The sequence below is a fragment of the Microcoleus sp. S13_C3 genome, from assembly GCF_036700905.1.
Classification (GTDB): Bacteria; Cyanobacteriota; Cyanobacteriia; order Cyanobacteriales; family Microcoleaceae; genus Microcoleus.
In genome coordinates, this window is record NZ_JAUBPT010000055.1 from 35,189 (window position 1) to 47,715 (window position 12,527).

Annotated in this window: 11 protein-coding genes and 1 pseudogene; all 12 read right to left on the reverse strand. The window is 43.1% G+C overall.

Annotated features, from left to right (window positions below; genetic code table 11):
- Window positions 1-207, reverse strand: a 207-nt coding sequence (locus QUA16_RS16700) for a hypothetical protein (RefSeq protein ID WP_333104373.1), incomplete at its 3' end; no start/stop codon positions are given.
- Window positions 208-219: 12 nt separating this feature from the next.
- Complete coding sequence (locus tag QUA16_RS16705; RefSeq protein WP_333104375.1) at window positions 220-1,092, reverse strand: Npun_R2821/Npun_R2822 family protein; 873 nt, start codon at window positions 1,090-1,092, stop codon at window positions 220-222.
- Complete coding sequence (locus QUA16_RS16710; RefSeq protein ID WP_333104376.1) at window positions 1,089-2,063, reverse strand: Npun_R2821/Npun_R2822 family protein; 975 nt, start codon at window positions 2,061-2,063, stop codon at window positions 1,089-1,091. The genes QUA16_RS16705 and QUA16_RS16710 overlap by 4 nt, the downstream gene beginning before the upstream one ends.
- Window positions 2,064-2,170: 107 nt before the next feature.
- The gene (locus tag QUA16_RS16715) at window positions 2,171-3,286 is read right to left on the reverse strand and encodes a formylglycine-generating enzyme family protein (RefSeq protein ID WP_333104377.1); all 1,116 of its coding nucleotides are present in this window, start codon (window positions 3,284-3,286) and stop codon (window positions 2,171-2,173) included.
- 11 nt (window positions 3,287-3,297) lie between these two features.
- A complete protein-coding gene (locus tag QUA16_RS16720) occupies window positions 3,298-4,248 on the reverse strand; it encodes a glycosyltransferase family 10 domain-containing protein (protein WP_333104378.1) in 951 nt (316 codons plus the stop codon).
- Between the two features lie 143 nt (window positions 4,249-4,391).
- On the reverse strand, window positions 4,392-5,681 hold the full coding sequence (locus QUA16_RS16725) for a glycosyltransferase (RefSeq protein WP_333181258.1): 1,290 nt from the start codon (window positions 5,679-5,681) through the stop codon (window positions 4,392-4,394).
- Window positions 5,682-5,917: 236 nt separating this feature from the next.
- The gene (locus QUA16_RS16730; RefSeq protein ID WP_333104381.1) at window positions 5,918-7,921 is read right to left on the reverse strand and encodes an ABC transporter ATP-binding protein; all 2,004 of its coding nucleotides are present in this window, start codon (window positions 7,919-7,921) and stop codon (window positions 5,918-5,920) included.
- A 92-nt stretch (window positions 7,922-8,013) separates the two neighbouring features.
- Complete coding sequence (locus QUA16_RS16735; RefSeq protein ID WP_333104383.1) at window positions 8,014-9,165, reverse strand: glycosyltransferase family 4 protein; 1,152 nt, start codon at window positions 9,163-9,165, stop codon at window positions 8,014-8,016.
- A gap of 282 nt (window positions 9,166-9,447) precedes the next feature.
- Complete coding sequence (locus tag QUA16_RS16740; RefSeq protein WP_333104385.1) at window positions 9,448-10,284, reverse strand: hypothetical protein; 837 nt, start codon at window positions 10,282-10,284, stop codon at window positions 9,448-9,450.
- Window positions 10,285-10,414: 130 nt separating this feature from the next.
- The gene (locus tag QUA16_RS16745) at window positions 10,415-11,338 is read right to left on the reverse strand and encodes an alpha-1,2-fucosyltransferase (protein WP_333104386.1); all 924 of its coding nucleotides are present in this window, start codon (window positions 11,336-11,338) and stop codon (window positions 10,415-10,417) included.
- Window positions 11,339-11,435: 97 nt separating this feature from the next.
- A pseudogene (gene galE / locus QUA16_RS16750) lies at window positions 11,436-12,058 on the reverse strand (UDP-glucose 4-epimerase GalE); the annotation flags it as partial.
- Complete coding sequence (locus tag QUA16_RS16755) at window positions 11,974-12,258, reverse strand: hypothetical protein (protein WP_333104392.1); 285 nt, start codon at window positions 12,256-12,258, stop codon at window positions 11,974-11,976. The pseudogene galE and the gene QUA16_RS16755, both read right to left, overlap by 85 nt.
- Between the last annotated feature and the right edge of the window lie 269 nt (window positions 12,259-12,527).

Consider the following 12,527-nt stretch of genomic DNA (forward strand, 5'->3'; position numbering starts at 1 on the left):
ACAACATTTATGAATTGTGGAACAGGCATCTTGCCTGTTCTCCAAAGCTTGTTGGCTGTCAAAAACACAACAACATTTATGAATTGTGGAACAGGCAAGATGCCTGTTCTTCAAAGCTTGTCTGGTGTCAAAAACACCCCCAAATTTATGAATTGTGGAACAGGCATCTTGCCTGTTCTCCAAAGCTGGTTGATAATGATACAACATATGATTTTCTCCTCACCTACTGAAAACCCGAAATATTTTTTGCACTAAATTTGGTTGTTCCTCATTGAGATAACGATAATGTTTCCAAAGATTCCAATAAGGACTACCCGATTTAATTGGTATTCCCGCCCAGTGAATATATTTTAACCTTTTGCCTTTGTCATAAAGAACATAATCTATTTCTTGAAAATGCTTGGAACCAGCCCAGCTTCCCGGTTCGCTTGGTGAAGCTTTAACAAGGTTGCAGCGCTTGGGAATCAGCTTAAGAGTAATATAATTTAGTATAGGTTGGTCGGTGACATTTTGAGTAAAGTCAAAATATTCTCGATGCTGCGAACATTCTCGCAAAATTTCATACATTTGCGATTCTGTAATATTTCCTTTTCTGGAAGCCCAAAAACCGCTGTTGAATACATCTTGAAGCTGTGAGTCGGTAAAGATATTCTGTTCTTTTACAGCGGGTGAAAATACATTTCGCAGTTTTTCGCTGAGGTGGTGATAGTCGCAGCAAAAAAAGTCTACTTCTGATAGTTTGTTTAAGTTGTCTGCGATGTCTTCAAAGACGATGATATCGGTATCGATGTACAGAAATTCGTCAAGGGGGCCAAACCAGGCGGCGAGTTTTCGCATTTTGTTGGGGAGGGCTAAAAAGTTGCGATCGAACATTTGGCCAATTTCTCTGGTAAACTGTTCCACAAACTCCAGATTTGGGAACAATCGCACCCCGTGGAGACTGCAGAGTGCGGCTGCGACTTGCTGATAATTGTCGTCGAAGGGAATCAGAAAAACAGGTACTTGACAATTGTACAGACGTATGCTGTTTAAAAGGGCGATCGCACTTTCGAGCACTTTATCATTCGCAACAATATAAATACCGCGATTCATACATTTATCCTCAACCTTCTCAATACCCTTGTTAACAAATTCGGCGCACAAACCTCAGTATAAGACTTTGGCGCTTGGGCAAAAATCGGACGCTTGGACGGTTCGCGGAGATAGCGGTAATGCAGAAACAAATCGCGATAGGGAAAGTCAATATTTTCGCCCGCACAAACTCTCCGAATTAAATCCGGCGGCACACCAATATAATGAATGTAAGTAAGTCGGTTTCCCTTGTCGTACAAAATCCGATCTTGCTCTTCAAAATGTTTGGAAGTGACGCTACACCCAGTTTTTTCGCCATCCGGGAGGCTATAAGCAAAATTATAGCTATTCATCCCCGTTTTCATCACCATATAATTGAGCAACGGCTGTTCTCCCGCACCTTCATAGAGAATTTCCGCATCGCCCGATTGCAGTTGAGATAACAGCCATCCCCTAGTATCTTGCTCAAACAATCCTTGCTTGCTGGCGTAAAATCCAGAACAAAATATTTCCGAGTCGATCCGATTTGGCTCAAAAACTTCGAGGAGTTTTGGTGAGTGAATATTGTATACTTTAGTTGGGGATAGAAATTGAAAATCATAAACCACAAAATCCGATTTCTCTAACTTCTGAAAAACCGCATCAAGGGAATTCATCACCAAAGTATCGGCATCCATATAGATAAACTTTTCAAACGGGCCGTCGAAAGCGCAAAAGCGCCGATGTGCGCCGTAAAGCCGGAATTTTTTGCGGTTCAAACGCTCTGGCGCCGCTGCTTGCATGAATTTGTCCCATCGCTGAATAGATGCGCTATCTTCATAAATAAAGACGTTGGGACGGTTAACAATTTCAGCTTTGATTTGCTCTATTTGGTCGTCGAAAGGATAAATGCAGACGGGAGTATTTGAGCCTAAGATAATTTCAATACTGTTGAGCAAGGCAATTAGTTGGTCGTAAACTGTGTCGTTGGCTAGCGTGCAAATTCCATTCATATCTATTAGTCCGCGTAGGCGGACTTTGTTTGTGTAGAAGCGGTTTCAACCGCCGAATCATTTAAAGGGTAAAAGGATAGAAAAGACTCCTCGCGGGAAAACTAGGACTAGGGAGAAACCGACGCTACCGCAACGCGAAACCCCGCGTAGGGCTCGCGAGCGAGTACGAATAGCGAGAACTGATTGGCACTGCGGCAAGAGTACGCCTTGCTGATCCAGGAACCGCCACGCAGCACCCGGCAACCCCCTGTGCAACTTTCCCAGGAACTTCCGTCAGTTGGTGCGCCGTTATAGTTCGAGTGCCACGCAGCGGTGCGATCGCTGCACCACTCCAAAACATTGCCGTGCATATCGTACAGTCCAAAGGCATTGGGGGGAAAACTCCCGACATCGGTTGTTTGGTGGCGGTAAAGTCCTTTGGGGGCGTTTGCGTAGGGTTTGTATCCGTCATAGTTGACTAATCCCGGGGTAATAGTTTCCCCAAAATGAAATGGGGTTGTAGTTCGGGCACGACAGGCGTATTCCCATTCTGCTTCACTTAGGAGGCGATATTTTTTCCCGGTTTTTTGCGATAGTTTGCCACAGAATTCGACGGCCATATCCCACGATACTTTTTCTACAGGACGTTTTTCACCTATGTAATAGGATGGGTTGTTTCCCATCACTGCTTGCCACTGTGCTTGGGTGATGGGATATTTGCCTGCAAAAAAAGCGGGTACTGTTACTTGATGCTGGGGACGTTCGCTATCGGAACTATATTTTTCTGTTGCTGGGGAACCCATCATAAAAGTGTCGCCGGGAATATAAACCATTTCCAGCACAACTCCATTTCCTAAGTATTCTGCGAAGAAGTGAGCATAATGACGGCGACGACTGTTTTCTTTTCCTTCAGCATCCACTGTTATCACATCGAAGTCAAAAGTAGGAAAATATTTTTGTAACTGCTGTTTTATCTTTGGTTCATCTCTATCCTTCAACAGCGAATAGGCTGCAAACTTCACCAACATTGATTCCTCTTGCAGCACCCCAATTATTAAATCTAAACCTGCATCTCCATATTTCAGCGCTTCAGACAGTGCAGCAATCTTCTCTTCGACAATCGGTGAAGCCAAACGGCTCTTAACGCCGGAAATCCCGCCTAAGACAGCAGCATCTATGGGTGGCGGATTTTGACCGCCTTTGACGGCATCATATTCTCTGGGTTGATTTGGGTTTTCTGTCATGGCGCTATTTCCTAAGATACAAAGTTAGACAGCCAATTGAGCAGGTTCAATTCATGGAGAATGATTTGTCTGGCTTCGGCCATTTTATCCCTCGCTTCATGCCAATAATCCGCATTAGCCACAACCTCTTTAATAAATTCTACTCCTTTCTCATCCAAACTCGGCAGCCGCAGAAAACTCCCTGCAGGCAACAATTTATCCGCCGCCGAACCGCCGTAATAAATTGGCAAACACCAAGCTAACAAAGCATCCCAAAGCTTCTCGCTGACATACCAATCGTTTTCGGCATAATTTTCAATAGCTAAGTTGTAATAGTATGGCGCGACGGCGTGCCATTTATTGTTTACAGTGCCGTTACCCCGCGCCCAAGTTGGCAAGTTTCGCCCGTAAAGGTCAAAATCCAATTCTTGCGATCGCAGCAATTTGATAAAATCTAATCTCTGGCGGTGATTGGCGGTGCGGCTAACACCTGAAGTAATCCAAGAACAGGATTTAGTTTTCGGCGGCGCAGGCATTTCATCTAGTTCTCGAAACGAGTTAGAGTGATACCAAATCGCGGGCATATAATCGGGTTTTGGTGCGAAATCGTCTGGCCCGGAAACGTAACCGCAATAAAGTTTGGCTTGTTCGTAGTTGGCTTTGGTAATTTCAATAACTTCTGGTAATGGTGGCTCGCGGATTAGGTAAATTATCCGTTCCTGGGGGACGCCGCGCAATTTTTCTCGAACGTCATTTTCGGGATTTTGGGGGCTGGGACGGCGAATTTTGTCAATCCAGGATGGCTTTTTGGAAGGTTGGGGAAAGTCGAATTGATACATGAGTAAAAAGTCTGGTTCGGGGTGGTTAGCGAGCATTTTAATGTTGCCCCATTTGCCGAAGTTTTGGGGAGTTTGTTGCCACAGCCAGTCGCTTTGGTTCATGCCTGGGTATGTGGTGATTGTACCGATAATTTTTGGGTTCATATCTAATAATAAATCGGGTTTTTGCGTGTGGACGGGGCGGGTTTATGAGATTGTTTACTTGAGGCGATTATGGTTGGTAAAAGCCGCCCCTAATGATAATAAATGTGGTTTTTGCGTTTGGCAGGGCGGGTTTATGAGATTGTTTATTTGAGGCGATGATTGTTGGTAAAACCCGCCCCTACTGAATTTTGAATTATCGGATATCGCACTTGCTCATCTACATAACCCATAATTTTCTGTATCCTATTTTCCCAGGAAAATTGCTTGACAAAATCCATCGTTTCTGCATAACCTGCGACCTTCCTGGGATATTTTGTTAAACAAGCTTGAATGCTTTTTGCAAATTCATACGGGTTATCCGGTCCGCACCAAGTTGCTGCTATATTTCCAGATTTAAATTCCATTAAAGAGGTAATCTCCGTCGCCACAATCGGAGTTCCCGATGCCATGTAATCAAAGAATTTTAAAGGAGATGTGAACGTCGCGGCCTCTGTCAAACAGTGGGGGTGAGTCAAAACATCGGCTGCTTGCAGCAAGCTAGCCAGTTGATTTTGAGGCAGGTAGCCGAGAAATTTAATGTTGTTAACTTGCTTGGATTTGGCTAACTGCTGGTATGCTGTTACTTGGGATGAATCACCGCCCGCGATCGCAAATTGAACCAGTGGCAATTCCTTAGCCACATCCACCAACATATCAACACCTTTAAACGGGTAAAGTCCCCCTGCATAAACTGCTAAATGCTGTCTGTCATCTTCTAATAATTGCTTTCGCCAATTCTGGGCTGCTTCTGTTTGTCGGGCGAGAAACAAATGGTTAAAACCGTTGTGCAGCGTAATTACTTTTTCCGACGGCATTCCATTCTTAATCATGCTGTCTCGGACTGTATCTGCAACAGTTACGGAAATCTGAAACAGAGGATTGCGGACAATTTCTGATTCAAATTGCTTGTTTTCATGGTGGTGCTGTTCGTAGATAGCGGGAATTCCGTTTTTAACTGCTGCTTTGACAAAGTTCCAGTCGCGGGTGTGGACAATTTTAGTGGATTTAAGCAGGTGAATCGGTAAATAGTATTTTGATACTATTGTACTGGAACTCGTCCACTTGCTGTCCCAAAAGTCGATCGGCCACGGCATCGGTAAATCTGCTACTTTTAATTTATCTTGAATATTGTAAATTGTGGCAAGTTTGTCATCGGGTTTCCGGGGTTGAAAAGGAAAAAGCAAATCAACTGGATTCACAGCACTCCAGCCTTTGCGGAGGTATACCAAAACTGCTGGATAACCGAGGTTTGCTGCGGCATTGGCAGAGTGTGCAACTTGAACTAAGCTCGCTACATTGGGTTGCGGCAAGATATTTCGGGTAAAAAATACATAATATTTGGACATGGGCATTGGGCATGGGGCATTGGGCATGGGGCATTGGGCATTGGGCATTGGTAATTGTTACAGCATATTCCATGTAGATGTAGATCGCGAGAAACCGGGTTTCTTGAACAGAATCAGTACCAGAGGCGAGAACTGTAAAGAAACCCGGTTTCTGGGGTGTACTTCATAAACCTGGAATACGCTGTATTTGTGCCAACTGCCAACTAACTACTGCCAACTGCCAACTGACAACTGCCAACTACCAACTGCCAACTGCCAACTGCCAACTGCCAACTGCCAACTGACTACTTTTTAACAGCCTGACGCTTAATAGTATTTTCTATAAATTCTAAAGTAGTGAAAATATTAGCAGCCGAGTGAAATGATTCTCTGATTAACTCGTCTCTTTCTTCGGGAGAGTCTACCATTTCATCTACGAGCAATTTGAGGTAAGCTATCATGGGAGTCAGGCGAGTGCGAATTTCGTAAGAACCTCTAATTAGAGCTTCATCGCGAGCGGTTTCTTCGGCAAATTGCACTGAATACAAGCGAGTGTAGTACCCTCCTTTGGCTAGCAATTCTTCGTGGGAACCCATTTCTACTACTTGTCCGCGATCGATCACGGCGATTTTGTGGGCTTTTTGGACTGTGGAGAGGCGGTGGGCGATTACTAAGGTTGTGCGATCGCAGCTCAATTTCTCGATCGCCGCTTGCACGTACCTTTCCGAAACCGTATCCAGCGAACTCGTTGCCTCATCTAAAATTAAGATTTCCGGGTTTTGCAGCAGGGCTCTAGCAATTGAAATTCTCTGACGCTGCCCTCCCGATAAGATCACGCCCCGATCGCCAATTTGAGTATCCAACCCCTCCGGCAATAGTTGGATAAACTCGTAAGCATTCGCCCCCTTCGCCGCTTCCACAATTTCTTCCTCAGTCGCTTGGGGTTTAGCATAAGCAATATTTTCCCGCACTGAAGCATTAAATAAAAACGTATCTTGGCTAACAATACCCATCGCTTGTCTGAGACTTTTCAGCTCAAATTCGCGCAAATCCCTGCCATCTAGCGAGATATGACCTTCAGTAGGATCGTAAAATCTCGGCAGTAAATCTGCCAAAGTTGACTTGCCCGAACCCGAAGTTCCTACCAAAGCCAAAGTAGTACCGTGAGGTAGAAATAAATCAATTCCTTGCAAAACTAAATTTTTGTGGTTAGGATAACTAAAAGATATTTTATTAAAATGAATTCCCGATCGCAAATGAGTGTAAGGCACAGAACCGTTCAGCATAAATGGCTTGTCCTCGCAGCTCAAAAACTCATTAACCACCTCTACACTAGCCGACGTATTAGCAAATTGACTGCGCCCGCTATTCAACTGAGAAATTAAAGGAATTAACCTAAAAAGTACCAATAAGTAGGTTAATAAAATTGTAGAAATAGACTCTATTTCATTAGCAAATATTGTGCGACCTATAAATACAATCAAAATTACAACTATTAAATTAACAACTTCGTTAATGGGGGCGATCGCCGCATAATTTACCTGAGCCTGAAAATCCGCTTGTTCTCGCCTTTGAATTAAATGCTTGATCCGCTGATACTCCCTTTCCTCGTTCCCCGTTGACTTGACCAGCCGAATCCCAGTAATCGTTTCCAACACCCTAACCGAATAATCTTTCGACATTTCAGAAAGCAGGTAGCCAAAATACTTGGAACGGTTAATAATATATTGATTTGCCCAAGCAACTAAGGCCAGCAAAAGTGTAGCTGTCACCGTCAGTTTCCACGAGATAGAAAGTAGCAGACCCACAAACACCAAAACGGTGATTGACGTAGTAAACATTCCGATGGCCGTACCAACTGCACTAGCAGTCCGACCAATCTCTCCGCCCAATCTATTAATTAAATCCCCGACTTTAGTTTTCGAGTAAAAATCTAAATCTACTTCTAACAACAACCGCAAACCTGCTTCTCGCAAATCAAAAGTCAGAGAGCGCGTCAGAGAAGTAGCTACTAAAGTATTGATATAACTCGCAACATTTTTTAAGAAAATTGCCAGCACAACCGCCCCGGTCATCAACATTAAACGCTGATTTTCAGGCATTCCCTCAAAGGGATACATCAAAGTTTTAATTAGAGGTGGAGCACCACGCAGCTCGATAGCGTGATCTAAAAAACTTAAAAGAACTGGTACAATCAGAGTAGTGCTGATACCGTTGAATAAAGCGCCAGAAAAGCCCAGCATCACGGTTAAGAGAATCCTGCCGGGATATCGTCTGGCAAATTTTAGGAGTAGCTTATTGGCAGACATGAAGCATTCCCAGCTAAACAGTACGGCATCTCAAAATCTTCTTTAATAACAGCCAGCTTTTCTTCCTCCATTGAGTAGTTTTAAAATAACATTTACATACCTGCGATTATATCTGAAAGTATCGGTTTCATTGCTTCAATACTATATTCTTTTACACATTTTTCCCGAGCTTTCATTCCTTGTAAATTAGCCACTGTAAAATTTTGAAATATCCATTGAATTTTTTGTGAAATTTGAGCGGGAGAACTCGGATCGACTAAATAACCCGTTCCTCCTAAAATTTCTGGAATATCCCCCACTCGCGTAGACAAAACAGGCTTAGCCATTGCCATGCCATCTGTCAGCTTGAGCGGAAACTGAGCCACGGCTGTGAGAGTTTCTCGCTGAGGAACAACGACAACATGAGCCGCCGCTACAACCGACGGCATCATCTCCACTGGAAACCTTGGCAGTTTAATAATCCAACGCCCCCATTGTTTCACAAGTTTATCATCATAATCATCATAAGGACTCCCGCCGACGATCGCTAATTTTAAATCGGGTTCATTTAACTGTTCGAGGGCCATCAAAACATCCTCAACACCTTTGTGAGGTCGCGGCGCACCGGGGAACATTAAGATTCTATACCCGGACAAGCCGTAACGCTGTCTGCTCAATTCAGGATTGTATTTAGCAGGGTCGAACATTGCAGTATCCTTACCATTAGGCAAATATACACCACCAAAACGCTGTTTTAAAAACTCAGTATCAACGGTGACTGCATCCGCACGGTGAATGAGACCTTCCATCCACTTGAGATAGAGGGGATTATCGGGTTCTCTCAATTGACCATTGTGTTTAAAAATATCTCGATAAAGTTGTTTAAAAGAAGGACGGTATTGCCATTCATCTCCCCCGTACCAGCTCAGTTCCCAGTCGTCTATATCTAAAATTATAAAGTGGCGACTCGCCAGTTTTTTTAGCAGCGATAACCCAAAGCTTGTCGGTTTAGGTTTGACTGCATAAATAATATCCCCATCTATTTTTTTCCAAAGTTTTTGAGCATCCATCAAAAACCCCGGATAATTTTGAGCTGGTATCGCACATACGGGGATGTCTCTGGGAGGAGTCGCATACAAGTCCTTGCCAAACTGAAATCCCACTACTTCTACATCACATTTAAGCTCTATCAAGACTTGAGCTAATAAAAAAGCACGAATTGCACCTCCTCCTGACAAATCGCTCACTACTAATGAAACTTTCACTGAGTATTTTGTTTAAAACATTTGTTTAATTTTCCTGCTTAATCGAGCTTTTGTCAAGGCGAGCGGGACTTGCGCGCTCGCCTTGCAAAGCAACCGGGTTTTTAACCAGGGCAAAGGGCAGCAACGCGTCTTTTGGTAAAAATCAACCAGTAATGCACCCAAAACTGTTATTCAAGCCAGCAATAATTCTTATAGGTAAATTTTCGGATATGTTGAGGCTAATTTTTTTTTAGTGTGGGCTGAATTTTGTTGCTTTTGATGCAGTTGGCCAACAAACTTTAATTATTTTAAACGCCAGGGATTGTTAAGTTGATTTGGTAAAAATATTTGAGCCGTGCGATCGACTATTCTAGTAAAGAGCGATCGCGTCACGTTCTTCGCGTACTGAGGGCGGTAAGGATAAGTGCAGTGCATTACTTTAATCGGTTTGTCGATCGTATAAACATCTTTCCACTTATCTAAGTAGTTGTAAACCGGGGACAAAGTTGTCATTTTCGGTTTCACCGATTCCACAGCCGCAGCAAAAGCGCCTTGGTCTTTCAATAGTAGCACATTTTGATGCGCCACTACCAGGTCGAAATATTTCTTAAAGTTTATAAACAATTCCTGAGTTTTACTGCTTTTCGTAAAAGCGATAAATCCGCCATTGTATTGAATGCTATTTTCATTTAGCGGCAACCCGACAGACTGCAAAGTTGACAGAATATCCTGCTTGACTCTTAATAAATTTGCCGCTTTAGCAATGGCAGGCTGCACATCTTCCGTCACCAACAAATCCACCCCATCAAGAAAATCAAACACCTCATCTATTGGCGACAACAAACAAATATCACAATCCAGATAAATAGTTTTCTCAAACAGAGATTCCCCGTACAAAGCCAGCTTAGCTAGCCGCGACGCCAAAACAGGATTTTCATTAGAGGGTGCAGGTTTCAATATGACATTTCCGAACACCTGAAGTAAAGGATATAAAAATTGAGGAACTCTATCTATTAAAATAATAATGGGTTCCCGGTGAAACTTCCTAACAGACGCCAGAAAATGAACGCAATCCTGGAAAGAGTAAAGACCAGTTAAAATAGTGATAAATCCCTTGACTGCTAATTTATGTGAATTCATTGATTTACTTATTAATTTACTTATAGCGGTTCTCAAGCGTGGTGAGGTATGCCCTATGCCCACGGAGGCCTATGCCCTATGCCCCATGCACGTCGGATACCTCATGTTACTGAGAAATGCTATATTTCCCTCAGTGTGTCCACTCCCAAAAGCTCTCACTCCAGTCATCTCGACCGTGAAAAATTCCTTGCCATTCATAAAAATGTACAAAATCTTTCAGGTTAATTGTTTTATTGACATCGCGGATCATATAAAGAGGTTGATCTCCATAAAAAGAAGCCCACATAGTATAACTGCTAGGCGGCCCGACAACATAGTCGCACTCAGCCAAAGCATACATATCTTCAATTAAATGACCGCTGCCAAATCCACAGTTAAAATCCTCAAATAAACTCGGATTTTGCGAAATATTAGAACAAATCACAAACTTGATTGTTTTTCCTTCAAATAGCCTTACCACAGAATTCATGACTTCTAAATATTGCTCAGTTGTGTAAAAGTATCTCCCCTTTTGATGCTGAACATAATCCCCTTGGCGGATGTGAATTCCGACGAGCATATCAGAGTTATTTTTTAAATTCAATATCAAACGATCTACATTGATTCTATATCGCTCTAATGGTGCAAAGTATGCTCTAATCGGGTCGGCGTACTTGTGTAAATAGGGGATATCTTCTACAAACCAGCCATCTCGAAATAGCCAGCCTTGAAAAAAAACAATTGAACCCTGCTTGATTTGTTCGATCTCCTGATATTTGAGCCAACTAAAAGGTTGTTTTCGGGTTATTTCTTGCGTTTTTAATATTTTTTGGTTGCTTAAATACTTAATAAAATTATAATATTTCCTTCTGACCAACTTGTTGCCTGCTGCGGTAAAATATGGAGGAGGATAACAACACAAAAAATCCCCTGCGGTTCCCACAAAGAATTCTGCATATTCGTCAAAAGCAGGATTGAGAACAGTCAAATTATGCTCGATCGCCCAAGCGATGAAATTAGCAAAAAGCAGCAGTCGGTTGCCGAGTTGTCCCGATTTAGCAGATATTATTAGCATATTGTATTTTGGGGGCGGGCGGGACGCCCAACCCCTACTCCCCACAAGAATTCAATCAAACTTTGCTGTAATGGTAAGGTGCGCTGCACCTTACAGACTAAGAGTTGTGGCGTTTTTGGTGCCACTGCCAAGCATGGGAGATAATGTTCTTAATGTCGGGATATTCAGGAGACCAGCCCAAGGTTTTGATGGCTTTCTCGCTGCTGCCAACCAAAGCAGGTGGGTCTCCCGGACGCCGCACGAAACCGCCTTAATCTCTTTTCCCGTCACTTGACGAGCCGTTTCTATCACCTCTTTCACCGAAAACGCGCCGCCATTGCCCAAATTAAAGAAATCAGATTTGCCACCATTTAGCAAATATTCTAATCCTAAAATGTGAGCAGATGCCAAATCGTTAACGTGAATGTAATCCCGAATGCAAGTACCGTCAGGAGTCTCGTAATCCGTGCCAAAAATCGCGATCGAATCTCGTTTACCCAAAGCCGCGAACAACACCAGTGGGATCAGGTGAGTTTCTGGATTGCGATCCTCTCCTAACAACCCGTTAGGGTCAGCCTCAGCCGCGTTAAAATAGCGGAAACAAACAGACTTGAAATCGTAGGCAGGGTCAAAATCCGACAAAATCCATTCTACCATTAACTTAGTAGCACCGTAGGGATTGATCGGATTTTGCGGGTTGTCTTCTGTGAGCGGAATTTTCTACGGTACACCGTAAGTCGCGCCAAGGGATTGTTAAGTTGATTTGGTAAAAATATTTTAGCCGTGCGATCGACTATTCTAGTAAAGAGCGATCGCGTCACGTTCTTCGCGTACTGAGGGCGGTAAGGATAAGTGCAGTGCATTACTTTAATCGGTTTGTCGATCGTATAAACATCTTTCCACTTATCCAAGTAGTTGTAAACCGGGGACAAAGTTGTCATTTTCGGTTTCACCGATTCCACAGCCGCTGCAAAAGCGCCCTAGTCTTTCACTATTAGCACATTTTGATGCGCCACTACCATCTCGAAATATTTCTTAAAGTTTGTAAACAATTCCTGAGTTTTACTGCTTTTCGTAAAAGCGATAAATCCGCCATTGTATTGAATGCTATTTTCATTTAGGATCGTCAATTATAGGACTTACGCATTGACAAAAAATATCATCTATGTATTCTAGACAATGCCATGACTGAATCGGTTTGCCAAAATAT

Bases quoted from the DNA above. Each gene is read 5' to 3' on its own strand.
- QUA16_RS16710 (WP_333104376.1), bottom strand. From the start codon at position 2,063: ATGAATGGAATTTGCACGCTAGCCAACGACACAGTTTACGACCAACTA.
- QUA16_RS16730 (WP_333104381.1), bottom strand. From the start codon at position 7,921: ATGTCTGCCAATAAGCTACTCCTAAAATTTGCCAGACGATATCCCGGC.
- QUA16_RS16740 (WP_333104385.1), bottom strand. From the start codon at position 10,284: ATGAATTCACATAAATTAGCAGTCAAGGGATTTATCACTATTTTAACT.
- QUA16_RS16720 (WP_333104378.1), bottom strand. From the start codon at position 4,248: ATGAACCCAAAAATTATCGGTACAATCACCACATACCCAGGCATGAAC.
- QUA16_RS16725 (WP_333181258.1), bottom strand. From the start codon at position 5,681: ATGCCCAATGCCCAATGCCCCATGCCCAATGCCCCATGCCCAATGCCC.
- QUA16_RS16745 (WP_333104386.1), bottom strand. From the start codon at position 11,338: ATGCTAATAATATCTGCTAAATCGGGACAACTCGGCAACCGACTGCTG.
- QUA16_RS16755 (WP_333104392.1), bottom strand. From the start codon at position 12,258: ATGACAACTTTGTCCCCGGTTTACAACTACTTGGATAAGTGGAAAGAT.
- QUA16_RS16715 (WP_333104377.1), bottom strand. From the start codon at position 3,286: ATGACAGAAAACCCAAATCAACCCAGAGAATATGATGCCGTCAAAGGC.
- QUA16_RS16705 (WP_333104375.1), bottom strand. From the start codon at position 1,092: ATGAATCGCGGTATTTATATTGTTGCGAATGATAAAGTGCTCGAAAGT.